The following is a 23405-nucleotide window of genomic DNA, read 5'->3' on the forward strand; positions in this document are numbered from 1 at the left end:
GTCCGACGTTCTCCGCATCCGCAGCTCAGCTGTGGTGCGGAGTTCCGACGTCAGTCCCGATCGACCTCGATGTCCGGAACCGAGGCGGCGGGCGCGTACTTACGCTCGAGTGTGCGGAACTGTCTCACCGCCGCGACCGCGTGGTCACGATCGTTGGACTGGATGGCCATCACGTTGATGAACTCGTCGTCGGGAATGTCGACTCTGGCCCACATGGCTCCGTCCGGGAAGGACAGGCCACGCACCAGATCCCATTCGATGAGACGCTCCGACAACAGGTTCCGTACCGCGACACCGGCCGGCCCGACGCGAATGCGCGGGCGCGTCAGCACTAGCGCCAGGCCTCCCAGAAGGACTCCGATTCCCGCCATCGCGAGCTGGTCGGCGGTTCTGAAGTACACCCCGGTCGGCGACACTCGCAGCAGGACGGCGACGGTCGAGTGCGCCACCACGAGCAGTACCGCGGTCGCGATGGCGTAGCGGGCCGACTTACGCGACTTCACCACCATGTCCCACTCGGCGGACGGTGCGCTGCCGGTCACGTGAACTCCTGATTCGTCCAGGGTTGGCGGAGGTGCTTGAGAGTCAGCGCCGTGTCGATCGCGGCCGCCGTGGCCTGTGCGCCCTTGTCCTCGAACGAACCGGGCAGTCCGGCGCGATCGAGCGCCTGCTGCTCGTCGTTGGTGGTGAGCACGCCGTTGGTGACCGGAGTGCCCTCGTCGAGCGAGACACGCGTCAGCCCGGCCGTCACGGCGTCGCACACGTACTCGAAATGTGGTGTGCCGCCACGGATGACGACGCCGAGAGCGACGACGGCGTCGTGGTTGCGGGCCAGCGCCTGCGCGACGACGGGCAGTTCGATGGCTCCGGCGACACGGATGACCGTGACGTCCTCGATCCCCGCCGACTCGGCTTTGCGAAGTGCACCGTCGAGCAGCGCCTGGGAGATCTTCTGGTGCCATTGACCGGCCACGATCGCCAGCTTGAGATCACGCGCGCCTGCCAGCTGCAGGGTGGGTTCGCCTTCGCCGCTCATGATGTGGCCCCATTCTCGTGGGCGGGAGTGGAGCCTGCGGAATGACCATTTTCGAAGTCGTCGAGCCCGGTGAGGTCGTGGCCCATGCGGTCGCGCTTGGTGCGCAGGTAGGTGAGGTTCTCGGCGTTGGCGCGCAACGGCATCGGCACTCGCTCGGTCACGTGCAGTCCGTAGCCGTCGAGTCCCACTCGTTTGGCGGGGTTGTTGGTCAGCAGCCGCATCGAGGACACGCCGAGGTCGACGAGGATCTGGGCACCGATTCCGTAGTCGCGCGAGTCGGCGGGGAGTCCGAGCTGCAGGTTGGCGTCGACGGTGTCGGAGCCTGCGTCCTGGAGTTGGTAGGCCTGGAGCTTGTGCAGCAGACCGATGCCGCGACCTTCGTGTCCGCGCATGTACAGCACGATGCCGCGGTCCTCGGCGGCGACCATTTCCAGCGCCGCGTCGAGCTGTGGTCCGCAGTCGCAGCGCAGTGATCCGAACACGTCGCCGGTGAGGCATTCGGAGTGCACTCGAACGAGCACGTCGTTGCCGTCCCCGTCGGGGCCCGCGATGTCGCCGCGGACGAGCGCGACGTGTTCGACCTCGTCGTAGATGCTCTGGTAGCCGACGGCGCGGAAGGTGCCGTGGCTGGTGGGGATTCGGGCGTCGGCGACGCGGACGACGTGCTTCTCGTGCTTGCGACGCCAGGCGATGAGGTCGGCGATGGAGATGAGAGCGAGGTCGTGTTCGTCGGCGAAGACGCGCAGTTCGTCTGTCTGGGCCATCGCGCCCTCGTCCTTCTGACTGACGATTTCGCAGATGACGCCTGCAGGCCTCAGGTCTGCCATGCGCGCGAGGTCGACGGCCGCCTCGGTGTGGCCGGGGCGACGCAGCACTCCGCCGTCCTTGGCGCGCAGGGGTACGACGTGGCCCGGCCGGGTGAAGTCGTTGGCTCCGGTGTCGGGATCGGCGAGCAGTCGCATGGTGGCCGCCCGGTCGGAGGCCGAGATTCCGGTGCCGATGCCTTCGCGGGCGTCGACGGTGACGGTGTACGCGGTGCCGTGCTTGTCCTGATTGGTGGCGAACATCGGTGGCAGGCCGAGCCGGTCGCAGTCCTCACCGGAGAGCGGAACGCAGAGGTAACCGGAGGTGTAGCGGACCATGAAGGCGACCAGTTCCGGTGTGGCCTTCTCGGCGGCGAAGATGAGGTCGCCTTCGTTCTCGCGGTCCTCGTCGTCGACGACCACCACTGCTTTGCCCGCAGCGATGTCCGCAACTGCGCGCTCGATACTGTCGAACCTGGTCACCACGGTGTGCTCCATACGTCTCGGGCCTGGCTCAGCGCCCTGGAAATTCTCCGATGCACCATCGATTGCGTGCACGTCAACAGTACTTACTGTGCGTCGATCGTCTGCAGCCGCTCCACGTACTTGGCGATGACGTCGACTTCGAGGTTGACCGGCGTTCCGACCTCGGCCGTGCCGAGAGTGGTCAGGTCGAGGGTGGTGGGGATCAGGGAGATCTCGAACCAGTGCGCACCGTCGTCGGTGCCGAGTCCGGAGACGGTGAGCGAGACGCCGTCGACGGTGATCGAGCCCTTCTCTACGACGTAGCGTGCGACCGAGGTGGGCAGTGCGATGCGTACGACCGTCCAGTTCTCCGACGGGGACCGGCTAATGATGGTCCCGGTGCCGTCCACATGGCCCTGCACCAGGTGCCCACCGAGACGGCTGCCGAGCGCGGCTGCCCGCTCGAGGTTGACGCGGCTGCCCACATCGAGGGCGCCGAGGCTCGAGCGGATCAGAGTTTCCTGCATGACGTCGGCGGTGAATCCGCCGTCGGGCAGCACCTCGACGACGGTCAGGCAGACGCCGTTCACCGCGATGGAGTCGCCGTGGCCTGCATCGGAGGTCACCACCGGTCCGCGGACGGTGAACCGCGCGGCGTCGGGAAGTTCGTCCTTGGCCACGATCTCGCCGAGCTCTTCGACAATTCCGGTGAACATCTACTTCGCTCCTTCGGGCACGACGCCGATCAGAATGTCGTTGCCGATCATGGTGACTGTCTCCGTGCGGAACCGAATTGCGTCGGCAATTGTTCCGATACCCGCATTCTCCACCGCTGCGGGCCCGCTGCCCAACACGGCCGGCGCGACGTACGCCACGACGCGGTCCACGAGCCCGGCGGCGAGGAACGCTCCGGCCAACGTCGGACCGCCTTCGAGCTGGATGTCGGTGTGCTCGTGCAGAGCGTCGATCACGGCGGCGGGGTCGTGTGTGTCCAGGAACACGGTAGGTGCGTCGGATCCACGGATTGCCGCGGTCGACGGAATCGGCCGAGATCCGACGACGACGCGGACGGGCTGGTGGGGCGCAAGGGTCCCGTCGGGACGTCGTGCGGTCAGGCGCGGGTCGTCGGCCAGTACGGTGCCGGTTCCCACCACGATGGCGTCGAGCTTGGCCCGTTCGGCGTGGACGTGCGCCCGGGACTGCGGTCCGGTGATCCACTGGCTCGTGCCGTCCGCCGCCGCGCTACGGCCGTCCAGGGTGGCGGCATACTTCCACGTCACGTGCGGCCGCCCGGTGCGTTGCTTGTGCAACCAGGCTCGCAGCGGCCCCTGCCGCACCTCGGTCTCGCCGGTCCCCTGTTCGACGCGAATGCCCGCCGCGCGCAGGGTGTCTCCGCCGCCCGATGCGAGCGGATTCGGATCTGCGACGGCATGCACGACTGCGGCGATGCCCGCCGCGATCAGGGCCTGTGAGCACGGTCCGGTGCGGCCGGTGTGGTTGCAGGGTTCGAGGGTCACCACCGCGGTACCGCCGCGAGCTCGGTCCCCGGCCTCGGCCAGCGCGACGATCTCGGCGTGTGGTCCGCCGGGCGGGCGAGTCGAACCGATGCCGACGACGATGCCGTCGGCATCGAGGATCACCGCGCCGACCGGGGGGTTGGGACTGCTGATGCCCCGGGCGGCTTCGGATGCCTCGACGGCGAGGGCCATGGCGTCCGCGACGGACAGTGTTGCGCCCTGGCCGTTCATTACGACAGGTGATGTGATGCGCGGGCGGCGCGGGCACGGAGGTCGCGCACGGCGACCGCGGGGTCGGCGGTGTTGTAGACGGCCGATCCGGCCACGAAACAGTCGATTCCGGCCTCCGCGGCCTGCTCGATCGTATCGGAGTTGATGCCGCCGTCGATTTCCACTATCAGCCGGAGATCACCGGAATCGACAAGTGCCCGAACAGCTTTCGCCTTGGAGAGCACCTCGGGCAGGAACGACTGTCCGCCGAAGCCCGGCTCCACGCTCATCACCAGCAGGGTGTCGAAGTCGCGCAGGATCTCGAGGTACGGCTCGATGGGTGTTCCCGGCTTGACGGACAGGCCTGCTTTCGCGCCCGCGGCGCGGATGTCGCGTGCCACTGCGGACGGGTCGTCGGTTGCCTCGGCGTGGAAGGTGACGTTGTACGCCCCGGCCTCGGCGTAGGGCGGAGCCCAGCGGGCCGGGTCCTCGATCATCAGGTGGCAGTCGAGGGGGATGTTCGTCGCCTTCAGCAAGCTCTCCACGACCGGCAGACCCAGGGTGAGGTTCGGCACGAAGTGCGCGTCCATGACGTCGACGTGCAGCCAGTCGGCTCCGGCCACCGCCTCGGCTTCGGCAGCCAGACGAGCGAAATCAGCGGACAGGATCGAGGGGGCAATCATCGGGGAAACCACGATTGACGAGCCTAGCCCAGCCGGTATCGTTCGCCCATGACCACCATGGATTACGCGGCGACGGTGATCGCCGAGTTGCCCGAGGTCACCGAGGGTGTTCGGTACGGCCATCCGGCATGGTCGGTGGGCAAGAACGTCTTCGCGTGGATTCGGCCGTTCAGCAAGGCCGATCTGAAGCGGTTCGGCAGCGAGATTCCGCCCAGCGGGCCGATCCTCGCGGTCCGCACCGCTGATCCGAACGAAAAGGAAGCCATCCTCGCCGCCCACCCGCGGGCGTGCTTCACCATCCCGCATTTCGACGGGTTCGCCGCCGTTCTGGTCGACATCGACAACACCGGCGACGACGAACTGCGAGAACTGATCGTCGACGGCTGGCTGGTCTACGCCCCGAAGGATGTGGCCGAGACGTTCCTGGCCGGCGACTGATCACATCGGCATGCTGTTTACATCGGTTTACGCAGCGCCGCCATGAACATCGCGTCCGTACCGTGTCGGTGCGGCCACAGTTGCACCGACGTGCCGTCTCCGAGTTGTGGGACACCCGGCACCAGCTCACGGGTATCGAGCGGCTCGACGCCGTAGCGGCGGATCGCGTCGGCGACGACGGCCGTGGTTTCGGACAGATGCGGCGAGCAGGTCGAGTACAGCACCACTCCACCGGGGCGAACCAGCTGTATTGCCGCTGCCAGCAGTTCTTTCTGCAGAGTCACGAGCGCCGCCACGTCGGAAGGTTGTCGACGCCAGCGTGCTTCGGGCCTGCGTCGCAGGGCACCGAGTCCGGTGCACGGCGCATCGACGAGCACTCGGTCGTAGCCGCCGTCGAGTCCGGACGCTCGACCGTCGACGGTGTGCACCGTCACCGGAAGATCTTTCGTCGTCTTCGACACCAGATCGGCTCGGTGCGGGGTCGGTTCGACGGCGTCGACCGTGGCACCGTCGATTTCGGCGATGGCACCGATCAGGGCAGCTTTACCGCCCGGTCCGGCGCACAGGTCCAGCCACCGGCCACCGTCCTCGCCGACGAGCGGTGCCAGGGTGAGCGCCCGGCCGACGAGTTGACTGCCTTCGTCCTGCACTCCGGCCAACCCGTCACGGACGGCGTCGATCTTGCCGGGATCACCGCCGTCGAGGTGCACGGCATACGGCGAATAGGGCCCCTCTTCTCCCCCGGTGATCAGCGCCAGTTCTTCGGCGGAGATCTCTCCGGGCCGGGCGACCAGGTGCACCGAGGGGCGCGCGTCGTCGGCCTCGAGGACGGCGGCGAGTTCACCGGCGTCGGCACCGAGTGCATCGGCGAAGGCCTGCGCGATCCACGTGGGATGCGCGTACTCGAACGCGAGGTGGCCGACGGGATCGACCCCCGCCTCGGGCGCAAGTTCGTCGACCCACTGCGCCGCCGTACGTTCGGACACGCGCCGCAACACGGCGTTGACGAAACCTGCTTTGCCGGAACCGAATTCGGACCGAGCAAGGTCCACCGACGTGGCGACGGCGGCGTGAGGAGCCACCCGGGTACGCAGCAGTTGGTACGAGCCGAGCCGCAGAATGTCGAGTAGTGGTCCGTCGATCTCGGCGGCGGGCCGACCGGCGGCGTGGGCGATCACCGCGTCGAGCACACCACGCGCTCGGGAAGCGCCGTACGCGAGTTCGGTGGCCAGTGCCGCGTCGCGTGAGTCGAGCTTGCGCTCTCGCAGCAAACCGGGCAGCACCAGGTTGGCGTAGGCATCCCGCTCGCGCACGGCCTTCAGCACGTCCCTGGCCGCGCGACGGGCCGGGTCGATCGCGTCGACGGCACGGGGTCCCCCGCCCTGCGGGGGCCGGTTTCCCTTCGGACCACGCGCACCGGGCGACTTCTTGGTGGTCTTTCGGGCCGGACTCGACTCGCGCTTTCGAGGCCTGTCGGGTTCTGTCATCGCGCTACCGCCGTATCGTCCAGCCGAGCGCCGCGCGCCCAGTCGAGTGCCTTCATGAGCTTCTTGCCCTGCGGTTGAACTTCGCCGAGAACCACTGCCGTCGTACCTGTTCCGATGTGCACCCCGGACTTGCGCACCTCGATCGAACCCGGCGCGAGCGTGTCCTCGGAGTGCTGAACCGGTGAGATCTTGACGCGGAGTTCACCGATCGTCGTCCATGCGCCCGGTGCGGGGGTCACCGATCTGATGTGCCGATCGACGAATGCAGCAGACCGCGTCCAGTCGATGCGTGCGGCGTCGACGCTGACCTTGCTCGCGTATGAGATCCCGTCCTCGGGCTGCGGATGCGCCGATGCCGTCCCGTCCTCGATCGCGTCGAGGGTGGCAGCGAGTAGGTCTGCTCCGCTCGACGCCAGCCGGGTGAGCAGGTCCCCCGTCGTGTCGGTTGCGCGTACCCGCTCGGTGACGACGCCGAGTACCGGGCCGGTGTCCATTCCCGCGTCGAGCAGGAAGGTGGAGGCACCGGTGATCTCGTCGCCTGCGGCGATGGCGGCCTGTACCGGCGCGGCACCTCGCCATGCGGGCAGCAACGAGAAGTGCAGATTGATCCAGCCGAAGCGAGGGATGTCCAGCACCGGCTGCGGCAGCAGTGCCCCGTACGCGACCACCGGACACACGTCGGGTGCGAGTTCGGTGAGCTGTGAGACGAAATCCGGATCCGCGGGCTTCGCGGGTGTGAACACGGGGATTCCGTGCTCGTCGGCCAGCTGCCCGACCGGTGAGCGCATCGTCTTGCGACCTCTACCGGCAGCGGCGTCGGGCCGAGTCACCACCGCGATCACCTCGTGGCGTTCGGACTCGAGCAGTGCCCGCAGCGACGGGACCGCGGGCTCCGGTGTACCGGCAAAGACGACGCGCACTCGAGCAACTCCCTGGGATGGACGAAAGGATCTCGGGTGTCCATCCTAGGGAGTCGCAAGCACTGCGGACGATTCCGCACCTGCCGGTCACGGCGCGTCGGGGGCGTCGACCGTGTCGTCGGGATCTCGATCGGTCGAACCGTCCTCGGCAAGTATCCGATACAGCGACCTGCGGGCTTCGGTGAGAATCTCGGCGGCCCGCTCCACCTGTTTCGGTGTGCCCACTCCGGCGACCTGACCGGCTGCGCCCATCAACTGGCCGATGAGCGCCCGAAGATCCCGGGCGTCGACTCCGACGGACTCTGCCACGTCGTCCCACGGGCTGCCCAGGTCGGCACGATGGGCCTCGATGTGTGTTCGACCCTCGTCGGTCAGCGCAGCGGTCTTGCGGCCGGCCACCTTGTCGATGAGGACCAGGCCCTCGTCTTCGAGTTGCGACAGGGCCGGATAGATGGAGCCAGGACTCGGCTTCCAGGTGCCGTTGCTCTTCTCGGCGATCTGCTGGATCAGTTCGTATCCGTGCATCGGACGTTCCTCGAGCAGCAGGAGGATTGCAGCGCGCACGTCCCCGCGACGCCCTCGCCCTCCCCGACCGCGACCTCGACCGAAATCTGCGTTCGGCCCGAAACCACCGGGACCGAAACCACCGGGACCGAAACCGGGGCGCATGCCTTCCGGTCCCCGTCCGAACGGCCCACCGGCACCGTGCCTGCTCCGTTCACCGTGACCTCTCCTGCCGCGGCCGCGCTCTCGTGGACCGTGATCGTCCGACGGGCCGCGGTCCTCACTCTGCGCGACCCACATCTGGAACGGCGCGCCACGCATGTGTCGACGTGCTCCTGCGCGACGTCCGAATTCGTGTGCGAAACCTTCGAATGCGTAATTCATGTCGTACTCCTTAGTATCGATTGACACAGCGACGATATATCGCCAATAGATCTTTGGCAAGGTCCAGAGGCAACCTCCACGTTTCCGACTCCGAGGAACGCGCCCTGGACGGCTCTCGCTCGCTAGGATGACGCGGTCGGTACGAGCTCTCGTCCAACGGACCGAAACAGCGGCCGGCTCTACCGCGCTCGCGCAACCACGCTCGCGCACCAACGAGGGAGGCCGTGTGGCCGGATCGACGAGGCGATGCGTGACCGTCGTGCTCGGATGCGTCCTCGCCATCGTCCTGCTCGCCGGCTCCAACGTTCTCGGCCAACGAACCTCCGTACTGATCGACGACATCGCACAGCTCGCGGGAGGTATCACGGCGACGATCGTCTGCTGGCGGACGGCGTCGAGAAGAACGGGCACCGAACGGCAGTGGCGCGTTCTGATGGCCGCCGGAATGGCCTGCTGGAGTGCAGGCATGGCGGTCTGGGCCTTCTATCGATCCGCTCTCGGCATGCCGCTGCCGACCGCGTCCGTCGCCGACGTCGGCTTCTTTCTCTTCCCGATCCTCGCCGTGCCTGCCCTGCTGGCCTTCGTCGGCCCGTCGCCCTGGCGGGCTGCCTCCAGTGCACGCCATGTCTGGGTGATGTCGTTGCTCGACGGGGCCGTCGTCGTCGGGTCGCTCTTCGTTCTCTCCTGGGCAACCGTGCTCGGCGCGGTCGTGCATTCGTCGGAATCCGACTCGATCGAGTTCCTGGTGGCGATCATGTACCCCATCACCGACCTGGTACTCGTGGCCATGATCGTGCTGCTCGCCGTGATCCCGAGGATCGCCGCGCGATATCGGACGCAGCTCACCCTGCTCGGCGCCGGAATCCTGATGATGGCGATATCCGACAGCATCTACGCGTATCTCGTCGCCACCGGTGCGGACTTCATGCCGGTTCTGACCGACGGCGGATTCATCGCAGGCACAGCGCTCATCGCTCTCGCGGCTGCTGCCCCGAGGACCGTGGACGACAACCCGGCACCGCGTGACTCGTCGACGCACGGCTCGTCGCTGTACGGATCGTCGCTGCACGGATCGCAGCCCACCGAGTCGGACTGCACCGAGGCCGTCACCGGCGCGAGAACGCAATTGCTGTTGCCGTACGCACTCATGGGTGCGATCGGGATCGTGTTGGCGATACTGCGGGTGCAGACCGGAGAGCTGGACTCGACCGTGGTGATACTCGGGGTTGCAGTGGTGTTGCTCTCACTCGTTCGCCAGGTGATCACCCTGGTGCAGAACGACAATCTGCTGCGAAGCCTGACTCGGGCGCAGGCCGAGTTGACGTACCGCGCGCATCACGACGGGTTGACCGGATTGCTCAACCGGTCGTCGTTCGACGAACACCTTCGAGCGGCGGTGCACGACGCCCGAGCGGGCCGGGGCCGCGCCGTCCTGCTGCTCATCGACCTCGACGACTTCAAGAGCGTCAACGACAGATTCGGACACGGCGGCGGCGACCGACTACTGGTCGAACTCGCACGCCGCCTCGAGCGATGCGTCGTGGACGGAGTAGTGGCGCGCTTCGGCGGCGACGAGTTCACCGCCCTGGTGTACGCCGACCTCGATGCCGGTCGCGCGACGGCGGTCCGCATCGCCGAGACGATGCGGACCGCCCACGAGATCGACGGCCATTCGGTGTCGGTCGGCGTGTGCGTGGGCGTGGTGCAGATCGGTCAGCTCGACCGCACACCCCACGACAGCACGAGCGTGGCCGGCTCCGACACCGCCGACGAGGACGAGCTGATGCGGCTGGCCGATCGAGCGATGTACGAGGCCAAACGCGAGGGCAAGGCCGGTATCTACGCCTACGACACCGCGGGTGCACTCACCGCGGTGCCGAGCACCTCAGATCAGGCGACCCTGGGGACCAGGCCGAAAATGGTTGCAGGTGAACCGGATCCGGCTCGGTTGATCGGGCCGCCGACCAGAACGTAGGCACCCGTGGTCGGAATCGACTCCAGATTGGTCAGGTTCTCCAGACTGATCCGACGCCGGTCGTAGAGCTTGACCGACACCGGATAGGTGTCGTCGTTGCCCAGATCGGGTCCGAAGGTGTCGGTGCCGAGGGCACCTCTGTCGGCTAGCCTGCCCGTGTCGATCAACCACTGCGCTGCTTCCGGAGAGAACCCGGGTTGGTGCGTCACACCGTCCGCGTCCGCGTTGGCGTACGCATCGGTCCCCCAGCGTGACGCCCATCCCGTCCACAGAACGACAGCCGCCCCTGGTGGAATGGCACCGTTGACTGCTTCCCAGTTCTGCAGGTCGGCCACGGTCACGGCGTAGTCGGCGTCGGCCGCCGCCCGATCACGAATGTCGATCTTCACCGCGGGCAGAAACAGATCCTCCGGATCGAGCTGGTCGGCGGTCAGGCCACCTTCCTGGAAGTGCGCGGGTGCGCCCCAGTGCGTGCCGGTATGCTCGCCCTCCTTGACGTACTGGAGGTAGAAGCCGTCGTCTGCGACTGTGAACGCCGTCTCGAGCGAGAATTCGGGATCGCCGGGAAAGATCGGAGTGAGCGCCGGATCGTTGATGTGCGACAGGGACACGATCCGGAGCATTCGATCCAACGGAACGGCCGGTGTGGGTGGCTGCGCCGAGCCGGTACCCGGCAGGGCGTCGGCGGTGGCAGGTGCGGCCAGACGGGCACCGATCACCACTGCCAAACCTGTTGTCGCACGGCGAAAGAGCTGCCTTCTCTTCATGTCCCCGACCCACCTTTCATCGGCGCCCCGTGCGCCGCCCCGAGGCAACCCTAGGCCACGTCGAGCCGGGACGGCGGAATCAGCCGATTCGAATCGGGTCTATCTGGACCCGCACTCCGCCGCCGAGTTTCTTGGCACTGCGCGATGCCTGCGCGGTGGCCAGTGCCCGCGCCAACGCCGCCCCGGTGCTGCGCGGCACGCGTATCAACAACCGCTGCACATCACCGGGAAGTGCGTCCTCACCGCCGCCCGCCGGCGCCCGTTGGCCGTCCGGCAGATCGACCGGTCCGAGTATTTCCACCGACTCGGGCAGATCTGCGCTCTCCACCAGCGCGGTGATCGCATCGGTGGTTCCGTCGACGGCCGCAACGTGCACGGCGGGCGGGAACCGTACCTCCACTCGTTCGTCCAACTGACTTCTGGCGTGCCACAGCGGGTCCCAGCGAACCAGTGCCTGCACCGTGGGTATCTCGGACTCGGCGACGACGACCACTCGTCCGCCTGCCGTGCCCGGCCGAACCAAAGCGGCGGCGGTCATCCACCGACGCAGCGTCTCCTCGGCCGCGCGCAGGTCTGCCCGGCCGAGCAGGGCCCAGCCGTCCAGCAAGAGGGCCGCGCCGTATCCACCGTCGACCGTCGGCTCGGCACCGACGGTGGACACGACGAGACCGGCACCGGGTCGGACGGCGTCGAGCACGGCGGCGCCTCCCGAGTTGTGAACCGGTACTCCGGGAAATGCCCGTCCGAGTTCCTCGGCGGTACGGCCCGCGCCGATCACGACCGCACGCAGGTTGCGCGATCCGCATGCCGTGCACCGATGCGCGGTGTCTGCGATTCCGCACCACGAGCACGTCGGACTCCCTGCTCCGTCGCTCCCCGGGGCCGACGGAAGCGCCAACGGACCGTTGCACCGGCGACACCGAGCCGGATGTCGACACTTCGCGCACGCCAGTGACGGCACGTAGCCCCCGCGCGGAACCTGAACCAGCACAGGCGAATCGGCCTTCAGTGCGGCCCGAGCCGCCTCGAACGCGATCGCGGGCAACCGGGCGACACGGGCTGCCGGATCCCGCGCGAGCGCATGGTCCGAGTCGGCCAAGGCCACCACGTGGGGTTGACGCTCACGGACAAGCTCACGAGGAGCCACCAGGTCGTGTGCCCAACCGGAATCCACGAGAGCTTCCGCCTCCGCAGTCCGCGCATGTCCGCCGATGACCACCGCGGCTGCGGACACGTGCGCTCGCAGCAACGCCACTTCTCGGGCATGCGGATACGGCGAACGGGGCTCGGCGAAACTGTCGTCACCATCGTCCCAGATGGCGATCATGCCGAGAGTGGACACCGGAGCGAACACGGCGCTGCGCGTCCCCACCACGACGACCGGGCCCGATCGCAGCCCACGCAACCATTGCCGATACCGCTTCGCCGGGCCCAAACCGGCCGACAGCGCCACCACCCGGTCGGCACCGAGCAGAGCCGTGCAGGCCGTCTCCAGACGATCGAGGTCTCGTTGATCGGGCACCACGACCACCGCGGACCGACCGCCGGCCACGGTCACGGCGGCGGCCTCCGCCAACCGCACCGGCCACAGCTCACCGGGCAACGCCTGCCATACCGCGCGCGGTACGCGTCCCGATGCCAATGCGTCGAGGAAGTTCGAGCCGTGGGTGTAGGCCGACCAGGCCGCTCGGTCGATGTCCGGCTCGGCCGGGGGCTCGACGATGGGTGTCTGTTCCGCCTCGACTCGGGCATGGCGAGCCGGGATCGCCAGCCGTAGCACGTCAGCCCTGGTCCCGGCGTATCGATCCGCCACTGCCGCGGCCAGTTCTGCGATCTCCGGAGTCAGAACCTGCTCCGCGGACACCACCCGATCGAGCCAGCCGAGCTTGCCGGAGTGCTCGGTCTCGGCCAGTCTGGCCAGCACGAAACCATCGACCAGTCGACCCGCGAACCGCACCCGAACTCGGACACCGGGCTGAGCATCACTGCTCACCTCCTCGGGAACGAGGTAGTCGAACTCGCGGTCGAGATGCGGCAGCGGCAACATCGGAAGAATGCGCGCGATCGGAAGATCCGACGCCGCCACCCGCGCTACGCCCGCCACCGCACCTCCTCCTCGATTCTCACCCCACACTCGATGTCGGAGCACCGAGCCGGTGCGAGCAGGGTACGTGCAGAACGGTCGACGCCGAACTCAGAGTCCGGCAGCCTCGCGAAGCTTGCCGGCGCGATCGGTGGACTCCCACGGAAGATCGATGTCGGTGCGGCCGAAGTGACCGTACGCCGCAGTGGGCGCGTAGATCGGTCGCAGCAGATCCAGATCACGAATGATGGCACCGGGACGTAGATCGAACACCTCGCTGATCGCCGCCTGAATACGCGCGGGATCGGTCTTCTCGGTGCCGAACGTCTCGACGAACAACCCGACCGGTGCCGCCTTGCCGATGGCGTACGCCACCTGGACCTCGATGCGATCGGCGAGACCGGCGGCAACAGCATTCTTCGCAACCCAGCGCATCGCATAGGCAGCACTGCGGTCGACCTTCGACGGGTCCTTGCCGGAGAACGCGCCACCACCGTGCCGTGCCATACCGCCGTAGGTGTCGACGATGATCTTCCGGCCGGTCAGCCCGGCGTCACCCATCGGTCCACCGAGCACGAACTTTCCGGTGGGATTGACCAACAGACGCACATCGGACGTGTCCAACGTCGGCACGTCCAACTCGGCGAGCACCGAGCCGAGCACCTTCTCCCGGATATCGGGAGTGAGCAGGTTGTCGAGATCGATGTCCGCTGCGTGCTGAGTCGAGATCACCACGGTGTCGAGGCGAACGGCGTTGTCACCGTCGTACTCGATCGTCACCTGCGTCTTGCCGTCCGGACGCAGGTACGGCAGCACTCCGCTCTTGCGGACCTCGGTCAGTCGCCGAGAGAGCCGGTGCGCCAACGCGATCGGCAACGGCATCAGCTCGGGAGTGTCGGTGTTGGCGTAGCCGAACATCAACCCCTGATCCCCCGCGCCCTGACGGTCGATCTCGTCGTCGGACAGTCCCTCGACTCGGGCCTCGTGCGAGTGATCGACGCCCTGAGCGATCTCGGGTGACTGCGCGCCGATCGCAACGTTGACACCGCACGAATTTCCGTCGAACCCCTTGGCCGACGAGTCGTACCCGATCTCGAGCACCTTCTCGCGCACGATCTTGGGGATGTCGGCGTATGCGGTGGTATTGACCTCACCCGCGACATGCACCTGGCCGGTGGTGACCAGGGTCTCCACGGCCACCCGAGCACGCGGATCCTCCGTCAGCAGAGCATCGAGAATGGAATCGCTGATGGCGTCACAGATCTTGTCGGGGTGACCCTCTGTGACGGACTCGCTGGTGAAAAGCCGACTACCGGACTTGCTCACGGACTTCCTCTCGACGCATGTTCCTGCCCGACCCGACGCCTCGCGCCGGTCGGGCACTCCACGAAAATTGACGTTCCCTCGGTGTTATCGCCCCTGCCGGAGCCGCGCAAACCTCTACGGCACTACACGTGGTGCCCAGCACGGTAGCCGGTACGACATCGATCGTGCACTCTCGGCATCGTCACGGATTCGACTTCGGTCGAGTACTCCGCGCATCGAGCATCTGCGCCACCGAATCCAGCACGCGGCTCGCGAGAAGTGCTTTGGAGCCCTCGCCGAGCGCCGCCTCGGAACCGTCGGAACCGAGCAGCCAGCCGTCGTTGTGGTCGACCTCGAACGCCTTGCCGTCCCCGACAGCGTTGACCACGAGCAGGTCGCAGCCCTTGCGTTCGAGCTTGGCCCGCGCGTACGTCAGCACGTCGCCGTCCGCGTCCCCGGTCTCGGCGGCGAATCCGACGATGACCGTCGACGGTTCGAGCTCACCGTCGCGGCGAGCCGACACGAGGCCGGCGAGTATGTCGTCGTTGCGGACCAGCGGGATCGACGACGGTTCGTCGGCCCCCTTCTTGATCTTGCTGCCCGCGATGGACTCCGGGCGGAAGTCGGCGACCGCGGCCGCCATCACCACGGCGTCGACACCGACGGCAAGTTTGCGAACGGCCTCCTGCATGTCCGACGCCGTCTTGACGTGCACCACGTCGACCGCGGCCGGAGCGTCGAGGTCACTGGTGTACCCGGCGACCAACGTCACCTGGGCTCCTCGTTGCGCTGCCACTCGCGCGAGCGCATATCCCTGCTTGCCCGAGCTTCGGTTGCCCAGAAAACGAACCGGATCGAGAGGCTCGCGAGTGCCCCCGGCAGAGACCAGAACACGGCGTCCTTCGAGATCGCGAGGAAGCGCGTCCCCTCGCTCGGTCACCAGCATGGAGAGCGCGAAGATCTCGTCCGGCTCCGGCAGCCGACCCGACCCGGTGTCTCGCCCGGTCAGACGCCCCGATGCCGGTTCGATCACGTGTGTTCCGCGAGAACGAAGGGTCGCGACGTTGGCGACCGTGGCGGGGTGCTCCCACATCTCGGTGTGCATCGCCGGAGCCAGGACCACCGGGCACCGCGCCGTGAGCAGGGTGGCCGTCAGAAGATCGTCTGCGCGTCCCCCCGCGATGCGGGCCATGAGGTCCGCGGTGGCGGGGGCGACGACGACGAGGTCTGCCTCCTGACCCAGGCGCACATGCGGAACTTCCGGCACGTCCGCGAACACCCCGATGTGTACCGGTTGGCCGGACAACGCCTCGAATGTCGCACGCCCGACGAACTCCAGGGCGGATGCGGTCGGAATAACCCGTACCTGGTGCCCGCCCTCGGTGAAACTACGGATGAGCGAACAACTCTTGTAGGCGGCGATACCTCCGCCGACTCCGACGACAACGTGCAAGTCAGATGTCCTCTGTGAGGTTCTTATTCGCCTTCGGTGTGCTCGAGCAGGTCCGCGTGGATCTCGCGAAGAGCGATCGACAGCGGCTTCTCCTGCAGACCCGGCTCGACCAGCGGTCCCACGTACTCGAGGATGCCGTCACCGAGCTGGTTGTAGTAGTCGTTGATCTGGCGGGCACGCTTGGCTGCGTAGATCACGAGGGCGTACTTGGACGAGGTGCGGGCGAGCAGCTCGTCGATGGGCGGATTGGTGATGCCGAGCGGCGTGTCGTAGGCCGGCAGAGCGCTGCGTCCGTCGAAGTCGGAAACGGCCGCTGAAATGCTGCTCACTGATGATCTCCTGAAATTGCATCGTTGGTGCTACGAACTAGCTGGTCGGGGCCTCATGCGCCGTGAAACTGGTCAGCTGTTGCCGACCGACGACCTACCGACCAACAAGGATACCAACTGTTCGCACGAATGGTCGACATCGGTATTGACAACCACCGTGTCGAACTCGTCCTGTGCGGCCAATTCCACCCGTGCGGTCTCCAATCTCCGCTCGGTGGCCGCGCTCTCCTCGGTCGCGCGCCCGACCAGACGAGAGACGAGGTCGTCCCACGTCGGTGGAGCCATGAACACCAGCATCGCCTCGGGCTTGGACACCCGCACGGCACGGGCACCGGCCAGATCGAGCTCGAGCAACACCGGTCTACCCGCCTCCAGCGCGGCCTCCACCGGTGCGGCCGGAGTCCCCGACCGCTGCAGACCACCGTGAATGCTCGCCCACTCGAGCAACTCGTCGTCGGCGATCATCCGATCGAACTCATCGGCCGACACGAAGTGGTAATCCTGACCGTCCACCTCACCGGGCCGCGGCGCTCGCGTCGTGACCGACACGCTGAACACCAGCTCGGGCAGCGCAGCACGCACGAGCCGAACGACACTGGACTTGCCGACGCCGGAGGGGCCGGACAACACCACCAACCGGCCGCGCTCGATCTCCGGGACCGATGTCGCCGCAGTGTCACTCACCGTCGTCAGGCCTCGAAATCGAACTTCGTCAACAGCGCCTTGCGCTGCCGATCTCCGAGACCGCGCAGTCGACGGGTGGGCGCGATCTCCAATTCCGTCATCAGCTCCGCGGCCTTGACCTTGCCCACCTTCGGCAGGGCCTCGAGCAACGCGGAGACCTTCATCTTTCCGAGAATCTCGTCCGTCTCGGCATCTGTGAGCACCTGCTTGAGATCGGTGCCCCCGCGCTTGAGGCGCTCCTTGAGCTCGGCGCGCGCTTTCCTGGCGATCGCTGCCTTCTCGAGGGCAGCGGCACGCTGCTCGGGCGTCAACTGGGGAAGGGCCACTGTCGGTTCCTCCGTCTTCTCGTTCTGGGCGATACGACGTGCACGATCGCTGTCGGCACGTCGACCATCGATGTTCCACTGCCACGGACCACGTTCATCGGCGCTCCGCACCGGCGATCCGCACTGTTCGTCGGCAGCGCTAGCGACCGTACCGACGACTGCCGCTCACCGCTAACCCGCCCCCGAATGCCGGAGCGCGGCAGCGTCGACTATGCGAGACCGGCTTCGATCTCGTCGCGCAACCGCATCGCCGCGTCGCGCAATGCCGTCACCGACGGACCTGCCGCCAGGACACCCCGAGAGGAGTTGGGAAGCAACAGCTCACGCGAATCGCGGAAGATCTCCGCAAGATCTGCAACCGTTGCTCCCTGCGCTCCCAGACCCGGCGCGAGGATGGGTCCGGTGTAGTTCGACAGGTCGAGACCGTGATCACGAGTGGCACCGACGACCAAGCCCACCGTGTCGGCGTCGACCCGGTTGCGCTTCCCCGCCGCGTCGACGATCGACTGAGCCACCGTCTCGCCGTCCGAGGTCGCCGCCTGCTGCAGGGCCGAGCCCTCCTCATTCGAGGTCCGAGCCAGCACGAACAGACCGCGCCGGTGTCGCACCGCTCGATCGACGGTCTCCCCCAGTGAATCGAAGCCAAGGTACGGCGACACCGTCACTGCATCCGAGGACAACGGAGAATCGGGTTCCAGCCAGGCCTGCGCGTACGAATCCATCGTGGTTCCGATGTCGCCGCGCTTCGCATCGGAGATCACCAGGGTGCCCGCATCCCGAAGCACACTCACAGTGCGTTCGAGCACCGCATACCCGGCAGATCCGTACGCCTCGAAGAACGCCACCTGAGGCTTGACGATGGCCACCTCGCCGACGAACGCCTCGACGCACAGCTCGGCGAACACCTCGAGACCGTCCGCCGAGCGAGGCAGGCCCCACGCCTCGAGCAGCGCCGGGTGCGGATCGATTCCGACACACAGTCGACCACGGGCCGCAACCGCGGCGCGCAACCGATCCGACCACGTGTGATGACTCATTGCTTTCCCCGCTCTCCCTGACCTACCTCAGCCTTCGAGACCCTGCTTCAGACCGGCGTGCAGGTCCTGCAACGAGCGAACACCGATTCCTCCGGCGATGCCGGCTTCGATGCCCTGCACCGCTGCCGACGCACCCTGCACCGTGGTGATGCACGGAATGTTCTGCGCCACTGCCGCGCTGCGGATCTCGTATCCGTCGACGCGGGGGCCGGAGTTGCCGTACGGGGTGTTGATCACCATGGCGATGTCACCGGCGAGAATCCGGTCGACGATGGTCCGCTCCCCTGCGGGCACGTCCTCACCGGACTGCTTGTAGACCTGTTCGCATTTGATTCCGTTGCGCCGCAACACATCTGCGGTTCCTTCGGTCGCCAGGATCGTGAAGCCCAGATCCGCCAGTCGCTTCACCGGGAAGATCAGTGATCGCTTGTCCTTGTTGGCCACCGATACGAACACCGCGCCACCCGCAGGCAACGAGCCGTACGCCGCAGTCTGACTCTTGGCGAACGCGGTACCGAAATCGAAGTCGATTCCCATCACCTCACCGGTGGACTTCATCTCCGGGCTCAGCAAGGTGTCCACTCCGGTCCCGTCCGCGCGGCGGAACCGGTTGAAGGGCAACACCGCTTCCTTGACGGCGATCGGGGATCCGGCCGGGACGGTGCCACCGTCTCCGGTCTCGGGCAGGATTCCCGCGGTCCGGAGTTCGGCGATGCTCTCCCCGAGCATCACGCGAGCGCAGGCCTTCGCGAGCTGAACTGCCGTCGCCTTGGACACGAACGGAACCGTGCGGCTCGCGCGAGGATTGGCTTCGAGGACGTACAGGATGTCGTCCTTGAGTGCGTACTGCACGTTGAGCAGACCGCGTACGCCGATGCCCTTCGCGAGCGCCTCGGTGGACCGTCGGACGTTCTCGATGTCGGTCTTGCCCAGCGTGATCGGCGGCAACGCACAGGCCGAGTCGCCGGAGTGGATACCGGCCTCCTCGATGTGTTCCATGATGCCGCCGATGTAGACCTCGGTGCCGTCGCACAGTGCGTCGACGTCGATTTCGACTGCGTCTTCGAGGAACCGGTCGACCAGCACCGGACGGTCGTCCGAGATCTCCGTCGCGTTGGAGATGTACGTGGCCAGCGATCCCTCGTCGTACACGATCTCCATGCCGCGTCCGCCGAGCACGTAGGACGGGCGCACCAGCACCGGGTAACCGATTCCGGCGGCGATCTCACGGGCTCCGTCGAACGTCGTTGCGGTGCCGTACTTCGCTGCCGGCAGTCCGGCTGCGTCGAGCACCTTGCCGAACTCGCCCCGGTCCTCGGCGAGATCGATGGCCTCGGGCGACGTTCCGACGATCGGGACGCCCGCGGCCTTCAGTCGCTTGGCGAGTCCGAGCGGGGTCTGACCGCCGAGCTGGACGATGACGCCTCGCACCGTGCCCGACGCGGCCTCGGCCCGGTACACCTCGAGTACGTCCTCGAAGGTCAGTGGCTCGAAGTACAGGCGGTCGGCGGTGTCGTAGTCGGTGGAGACGGTTTCGGGGTTGCAGTTGACCATCACCGTCTCGTAGCCGGCCTCGGACAGTGTCTGCGCCGCGTGTACACAGCTGTAGTCGAATTCGATGCCCTGGCCGATGCGGTTGGGACCCGAGCCCAGGATGAGCACCTTGGGGCGGTCCGGCTGCGGGGCCACCTCGGATTCGGCCTCGGGGTCGAGCTCGTAGGTGCCGTAGTGGTACGGCGTCTTGGCCTCGAACTCGGCGGCGCAGGTGTCGACCGTCTTGTAGACCGGATGCACACCCAGCTCGGTACGCAGCGCACGCACACCGTCCTCACCGCCCAGTTCGGGACGCAGAGCTGCGATCTGGCGGTCGGACAGACCGTGGTACTTCGCCTGACGCAGCAGCGCCTCGTCGAATTCGGCCGCCTCGCGGACCTGGACGCCGAGTTCGTGGATCTGCTGGAACTGATCGAGGAACCAGGGGTCGATCTTGGTGGCCTCGAAGAGCTGCTCGAGGGTGGCGCCCATCGCGAAGGCCTTCTCGATCCCGTACATCCGACCGTCCTGAGGAACGGACAGGTCCTTCAGCAGAGCGTCGAGGCTCTCGGCCTCGACGTCGGGGCCGGTCCAGTACCCCGCGCGCTTGGTTTCGAGCGAGCGCATCACCTTGCCGAATGCCTCAGTGAAGTTGCGGCCGATGGACATCGCCTCACCGACGGACTTCATCGTCGTGGTCAGCGTGCCGTCGGCACCGGGGAACTTCTCGAACGCGAACCGCGGTGCCTTGACGACCACGTAGTCCAGGGTCGGCTCGAAGCAGGCCGGGGTCTCGCGGGTGATGTCGTTGACGATCTCGTCGAGGGTGTAGCCGATGGCCAGCTTGGCGGCCATCTTCGCGATCGGGTAACCGGTTGCCTTCGATGCCAGCGCCGACGAGCGCGACACGCGGGGGTTCATCTCGATGACGACGAGGCGGCCGTCCGCCGGATCCATCGCGAACTGGATGTTGCAGCCACCGGTGTCGACGCCCACCTCACGGAGGATGTCGATGGAAAGGTCGCGCATCTTCTGGTACTCGCGGTCGGTCAGCGTCATGGCCGGGGCGACGGTCACCGAGTCGCCGGTGTGTACGCCCACTGGGTCCACGTTCTCGATGGAGCACACTATGACCACGTTGTCGCGGCCGTCGCGCATCAGCTCGAGCTCGTATTCCTTCCAGCCGAGGATGGACTCCTCGATGAGCACGTTCGCCGTGGGTGAGGCCGACAGACCGCCACCGGCGATTCGGGTCAGGTCCTCGTCGTTGTAGGCCAATCCCGAACCCAGACCGCCCATGGTGAACGACGGCCGTACGACGACCGGGAAGCCGAGCTCGGCGACGGTCTCGCGCACCTCGTCCATCGTGTAGCAGACGGCAGACTTGGCGGATTCGCCACCGACCTTGGTCACGATGTCCTTGAACTTCTGCCGATCCTCGCCGCGCTGGATGGCGTCGAAGTCGGCACCGATCAGCTCGACGCCGTACTTGGTGAGAATGCCCTGATCGTGCAGTGCGACAGCGGCATTGAGTGCTGTCTGCCCACCCAGGGTCGCGAGCACGGCCTGGATGGGGTGGCCCTGCTCGGCCTCGCGGGCGAAGATCTTCTCGATGAATTCCGCAGTGATCGGCTCGACGTAGGTGGCGTCGGCGAACTCGGGGTCGGTCATGATCGTCGCGGGGTTGGAGTTGACGAGGCTGACGCGCAGTCCCTCCTCGCGCAGCACTCGGCAGGCCTGGGTGCCGGAGTAGTCGAACTCACAGGCCTGACCGATGACGATCGGGCCGGATCCGATGACCAGGACGTGGTTCAGGTCTGTGCGGCGTGGCATTACTTCTTCTCCTGAAGGACGCTGGTGAAACGGTCGAAGAGGTAGGCGGCGTCGTGTGGACCTGCCGCGGCCTCGGGGTGGTACTGCACGGAGAAGGCGCTACCGCTGATCAGTTCGACGCCCTCGACGGTGCCGTCGTTGGCGCAGGTGTGGCTGATCCGGGCGCGGCCGAAGTCGGTGTCGAACTCCTCGCCCGCTTCGCCTTCGAGTGCGAATCCGTGATTCTGCGCGGTGATCGCGATGCGTCCGGTGGTGTGCTCGATGACCGGGATGTTCATGCCGCGGTGGCCGAACTTCATCTTGTAGGTGCCACGGCCCAGTGCCCGCCCGAAGATCTGATTTCCGAAGCAGATACCGAACAGCGGCAGCTCACGTTCGAGTACCTGCCTGGTCAACGCGACGCTGGTGTCCGCCGTGGCCGGGTCGCCCGGTCCGTTGGAGAGGAAGACACCGTCCGGGTTCAGTTCCAGAACCTGCTCGATGGTGGTGTTCGACGGCACCACGTGCACGCGGATACCGCGCTCGGCGAACATCCGCGGAGTGTTGGTCTTGATACCGAGATCGACTGCGACGACGGTGAACCGAGCATCACCGGACGGCTCGATGGTGTAGCCGGCTCCGGTGGTCACTTCACCGGCGAGGTCGGCACCGAGCATGGACGGCTGATCGACCACCTGCTCGAGCATCTCCTCCGAGGTGCCGAGTGCGTCGCCGGAGAACACTCCCGCTCGCATCGAGCCGCGGGTGCGCAGGTGCCGTACCAGGGCGCGTGTGTCGATTCCGGCGATGCCCACCACGTTCTGGGCCTCGAGCTGATCCTGCAGAGTTCCGGTCGAGCGCCAACTCGAGGTACGGCGCGCCGGATCTCGAACGACGTATCCGGCGACCCAGATCTTGTTGGGATCCTGGGCGCTGGCGGCTTCACCGTCCTCCTGGTTCCAGCCGGTGTTGCCGATCTGCGGCGCGGTCGCGACGACGATCTGTCGGTGATAGCTCGGGTCGGTCAGTGTCTCCTGGTACCCGGTCATTCCGGTACAGAACACGGCCTCGCCGAGGGTGCGCCCCTGTGCGCCGAATGTGGTGCCGCGGAATGTCCGGCCGTCCTCCAGAACAAGAACTGCGCTGCTCACGCGGTTTCCTCCTTGGTTTCTCCGGTGGAACTCGCTGTCCACACCGGGTAGATCTGCTTGTCGTCGGCCCGGAAGCCGGTGTCTATCTCGGTCCCCGTCGGGAGCTCCCAACGAATGACCAGAAGCCCGTCCTTGGTCATGACCTTGCCCGCCAACCCGCGCTCGGTGCGGATTGCACGAATCGATTCCGCTGGAATCCAGATGGGAGATTCACCGTCTCGATCGAGCAGAATGCCCTTCTCGTATCGCGACAGTTCGCCGGTGGCGCGATGGCCGATGTCGCCGACGGCGATGCGGTCCTGCCAGCTCGGCGCGATGGTGCTGCCGACGTACAGGCCCGTGGCCGGCTCGATGTGAGTGGCACCCAGATTTTCGGGCACGGCCGGGAATTCACCGATTCGGTCTTCCTGACGCTTCTGCCGTCCTCTCCAACCCCAGAAGATCAGGGCGATCATCAGCGCCCAGAACAGGACGAATCCGATGACGATGAGAACTCTGTCCAC

Annotated in this window: 22 protein-coding genes; 2 read left to right on the forward strand and 20 right to left on the reverse strand. The window is 66.8% G+C overall.

Annotated features, from left to right (window positions below):
- Nucleotides 1-50 precede the first annotated feature (50 nt).
- From CH291_RS22460 to rpe, 6 genes are all read right to left on the reverse strand, one after another.
- Nucleotides 51-509 carry a PH domain-containing protein gene (locus tag CH291_RS22460; RefSeq protein WP_068050542.1) on the reverse strand — a complete coding sequence of 153 codons (459 nt, stop codon included), beginning with the start codon at nucleotides 507-509 and terminating at the stop codon, nucleotides 51-53.
- Nucleotides 510-538: 29 nt separating this feature from the next.
- Nucleotides 539-1036: a 6,7-dimethyl-8-ribityllumazine synthase gene (gene ribH, locus CH291_RS22465; RefSeq protein WP_068050533.1), complete on the reverse strand. Its 498-nt coding sequence runs from the start codon at nucleotides 1034-1036 to the stop codon at nucleotides 539-541.
- Nucleotides 1033-2322: a bifunctional 3,4-dihydroxy-2-butanone-4-phosphate synthase/GTP cyclohydrolase II gene (locus CH291_RS22470; protein ID WP_068050543.1), complete on the reverse strand. Its 1290-nt coding sequence runs from the start codon at nucleotides 2320-2322 to the stop codon at nucleotides 1033-1035. The genes ribH and CH291_RS22470 overlap by 4 nt, the downstream gene beginning before the upstream one ends.
- An 86-nt stretch (nucleotides 2323-2408) precedes the next feature.
- Nucleotides 2409-3020: a riboflavin synthase gene (locus CH291_RS22475; protein WP_094688693.1), complete on the reverse strand. Its 612-nt coding sequence runs from the start codon at nucleotides 3018-3020 to the stop codon at nucleotides 2409-2411.
- Nucleotides 3021-4052, reverse strand: a complete 1032-nt coding sequence (ribD, locus tag CH291_RS22480) for a bifunctional diaminohydroxyphosphoribosylaminopyrimidine deaminase/5-amino-6-(5-phosphoribosylamino)uracil reductase RibD (RefSeq protein WP_094688694.1) — start codon at nucleotides 4050-4052, stop codon at nucleotides 3021-3023. It abuts the gene before it with no gap.
- Nucleotides 4052-4726, reverse strand: a complete 675-nt coding sequence (gene rpe, locus CH291_RS22485) for a ribulose-phosphate 3-epimerase (RefSeq protein WP_094688695.1) — start codon at nucleotides 4724-4726, stop codon at nucleotides 4052-4054. The genes ribD and rpe overlap by 1 nt, the downstream gene beginning before the upstream one ends.
- Nucleotides 4727-4762: 36 nt before the next feature.
- Here rpe and CH291_RS22490 point away from each other — a divergent pair, with 36 nt between their 5' ends.
- Nucleotides 4763-5152 carry an MmcQ/YjbR family DNA-binding protein gene (locus CH291_RS22490; RefSeq protein ID WP_068050537.1) on the forward strand — a complete coding sequence of 130 codons (390 nt, stop codon included), beginning with the start codon at nucleotides 4763-4765 and terminating at the stop codon, nucleotides 5150-5152.
- A gap of 17 nt (nucleotides 5153-5169) precedes the next feature.
- On the opposite strand, the gene CH291_RS22495 is transcribed toward CH291_RS22490, so the two are convergent.
- The 3 genes from CH291_RS22495 to CH291_RS22505 form a co-directional block, all read right to left on the reverse strand.
- Complete coding sequence (locus CH291_RS22495; RefSeq protein WP_094688696.1) at nucleotides 5170-6639, reverse strand: RsmB/NOP family class I SAM-dependent RNA methyltransferase; 1470 nt, start codon at nucleotides 6637-6639, stop codon at nucleotides 5170-5172.
- Nucleotides 6636-7559: a methionyl-tRNA formyltransferase gene (gene fmt, locus CH291_RS22500; RefSeq protein WP_094641886.1), complete on the reverse strand. Its 924-nt coding sequence runs from the start codon at nucleotides 7557-7559 to the stop codon at nucleotides 6636-6638. Before fmt ends, CH291_RS22495 begins: the two co-directional genes overlap by 4 nt.
- A gap of 87 nt (nucleotides 7560-7646) precedes the next feature.
- Nucleotides 7647-8384: a PadR family transcriptional regulator gene (locus tag CH291_RS22505; protein WP_256980970.1), complete on the reverse strand. Its 738-nt coding sequence runs from the start codon at nucleotides 8382-8384 to the stop codon at nucleotides 7647-7649.
- A 313-nt stretch (nucleotides 8385-8697) separates the two neighbouring features.
- On the opposite strand from CH291_RS22505, the gene CH291_RS22510 reads away from it, so the two are divergent.
- Nucleotides 8698-10422: a diguanylate cyclase domain-containing protein gene (locus CH291_RS22510; protein ID WP_256980948.1), complete on the forward strand. Its 1725-nt coding sequence runs from the start codon at nucleotides 8698-8700 to the stop codon at nucleotides 10420-10422.
- Here the strand turns inward: CH291_RS22510 and CH291_RS22515 are convergent.
- The 11 genes from CH291_RS22515 to CH291_RS22565 all read right to left on the reverse strand — a co-directional run bounded on the left by CH291_RS22515 (nucleotide 10338) and on the right by CH291_RS22565 (nucleotide 23405).
- A complete protein-coding gene (locus CH291_RS22515) occupies nucleotides 10338-11189 on the reverse strand; it encodes a cyclase family protein (protein ID WP_068050541.1) in 852 nt (283 codons plus the stop codon). The genes CH291_RS22510 and CH291_RS22515 overlap by 85 nt on opposite strands.
- A 79-nt stretch (nucleotides 11190-11268) precedes the next feature.
- Nucleotides 11269-13236, reverse strand: a complete 1968-nt coding sequence (locus tag CH291_RS22520; protein WP_179276662.1) for a primosomal protein N' — start codon at nucleotides 13234-13236, stop codon at nucleotides 11269-11271.
- A 147-nt stretch (nucleotides 13237-13383) separates the two neighbouring features.
- A complete protein-coding gene (metK, locus tag CH291_RS22525) occupies nucleotides 13384-14598 on the reverse strand; it encodes a methionine adenosyltransferase (RefSeq protein ID WP_032397994.1) in 1215 nt (404 codons plus the stop codon).
- Nucleotides 14599-14779: 181 nt separating this feature from the next.
- Entirely contained in the window at nucleotides 14780-16030 is a 1251-nt protein-coding gene (gene coaBC / locus CH291_RS22530; protein ID WP_094688697.1) for a bifunctional phosphopantothenoylcysteine decarboxylase/phosphopantothenate--cysteine ligase CoaBC, read from the reverse strand.
- 23 nt (nucleotides 16031-16053) lie between these two features.
- Nucleotides 16054-16359, reverse strand: coding sequence for a DNA-directed RNA polymerase subunit omega (gene rpoZ, locus CH291_RS22535; protein ID WP_032377808.1), 306 nt, complete (start codon nucleotides 16357-16359; stop codon nucleotides 16054-16056).
- A gap of 72 nt (nucleotides 16360-16431) precedes the next feature.
- Entirely contained in the window at nucleotides 16432-17043 is a 612-nt protein-coding gene (gene gmk / locus CH291_RS22540) for a guanylate kinase (RefSeq protein WP_094688698.1), read from the reverse strand.
- 5 nt (nucleotides 17044-17048) lie between these two features.
- Nucleotides 17049-17369, reverse strand: a complete 321-nt coding sequence (gene mihF / locus CH291_RS22545) for an integration host factor, actinobacterial type (RefSeq protein WP_008716579.1) — start codon at nucleotides 17367-17369, stop codon at nucleotides 17049-17051.
- A 209-nt stretch (nucleotides 17370-17578) separates the two neighbouring features.
- On the reverse strand, nucleotides 17579-18406 hold the full coding sequence (pyrF, locus tag CH291_RS22550; protein WP_094688699.1) for an orotidine-5'-phosphate decarboxylase: 828 nt from the start codon (nucleotides 18404-18406) through the stop codon (nucleotides 17579-17581).
- Between the two features lie 27 nt (nucleotides 18407-18433).
- Nucleotides 18434-21772, reverse strand: a complete 3339-nt coding sequence (gene carB / locus CH291_RS22555) for a carbamoyl-phosphate synthase large subunit (RefSeq protein WP_094688700.1) — start codon at nucleotides 21770-21772, stop codon at nucleotides 18434-18436.
- Nucleotides 21772-22902, reverse strand: a complete 1131-nt coding sequence (carA, locus tag CH291_RS22560; RefSeq protein WP_094670216.1) for a glutamine-hydrolyzing carbamoyl-phosphate synthase small subunit — start codon at nucleotides 22900-22902, stop codon at nucleotides 21772-21774. Before carA ends, carB begins: the two co-directional genes overlap by 1 nt.
- The gene (locus CH291_RS22565; RefSeq protein WP_068050555.1) at nucleotides 22899-23405 is read right to left on the reverse strand and encodes a PH-like domain-containing protein; all 507 of its coding nucleotides are present in this window, start codon (nucleotides 23403-23405) and stop codon (nucleotides 22899-22901) included. The genes carA and CH291_RS22565 overlap by 4 nt, the downstream gene beginning before the upstream one ends.

The organism is Rhodococcus sp. 14-1411-2a, assembly GCF_002259485.1.
GTDB lineage: Bacteria > Actinomycetota > Actinomycetes > Mycobacteriales > Mycobacteriaceae > Rhodococcoides.

Excerpts from the sequence above, each read along its gene's own strand:
- CH291_RS22460 (WP_068050542.1), bottom strand. The coding sequence starts at position 509 with ATGGTGGTGAAGTCGCGTAAGTCGGCCCGCTACGCCATCGCGACCGCG.
- ribH (WP_068050533.1), bottom strand. The coding sequence starts at position 1,036 with ATGAGCGGCGAAGGCGAACCCACCCTGCAGCTGGCAGGCGCGCGTGAT.
- CH291_RS22475 (WP_094688693.1), bottom strand. The coding sequence starts at position 3,020 with ATGTTCACCGGAATTGTCGAAGAGCTCGGCGAGATCGTGGCCAAGGAC.
- ribD (WP_094688694.1), bottom strand. The coding sequence starts at position 4,052 with ATGAACGGCCAGGGCGCAACACTGTCCGTCGCGGACGCCATGGCCCTC.
- CH291_RS22490 (WP_068050537.1), top strand. The coding sequence starts at position 4,763 with ATGACCACCATGGATTACGCGGCGACGGTGATCGCCGAGTTGCCCGAG.
- CH291_RS22495 (WP_094688696.1), bottom strand. The coding sequence starts at position 6,639 with ATGACAGAACCCGACAGGCCTCGAAAGCGCGAGTCGAGTCCGGCCCGA.
- CH291_RS22505 (WP_256980970.1), bottom strand. The coding sequence starts at position 8,384 with ATGCGTGGCGCGCCGTTCCAGATGTGGGTCGCGCAGAGTGAGGACCGC.
- CH291_RS22515 (WP_068050541.1), bottom strand. The coding sequence starts at position 11,189 with ATGAAGAGAAGGCAGCTCTTTCGCCGTGCGACAACAGGTTTGGCAGTG.
- CH291_RS22520 (WP_179276662.1), bottom strand. The coding sequence starts at position 13,236 with ATGTTGCCGCTGCCGCATCTCGACCGCGAGTTCGACTACCTCGTTCCC.
- pyrF (WP_094688699.1), bottom strand. The coding sequence starts at position 18,406 with ATGAGTCATCACACGTGGTCGGATCGGTTGCGCGCCGCGGTTGCGGCC.
- carB (WP_094688700.1), bottom strand. The coding sequence starts at position 21,772 with ATGCCACGCCGCACAGACCTGAACCACGTCCTGGTCATCGGATCCGGC.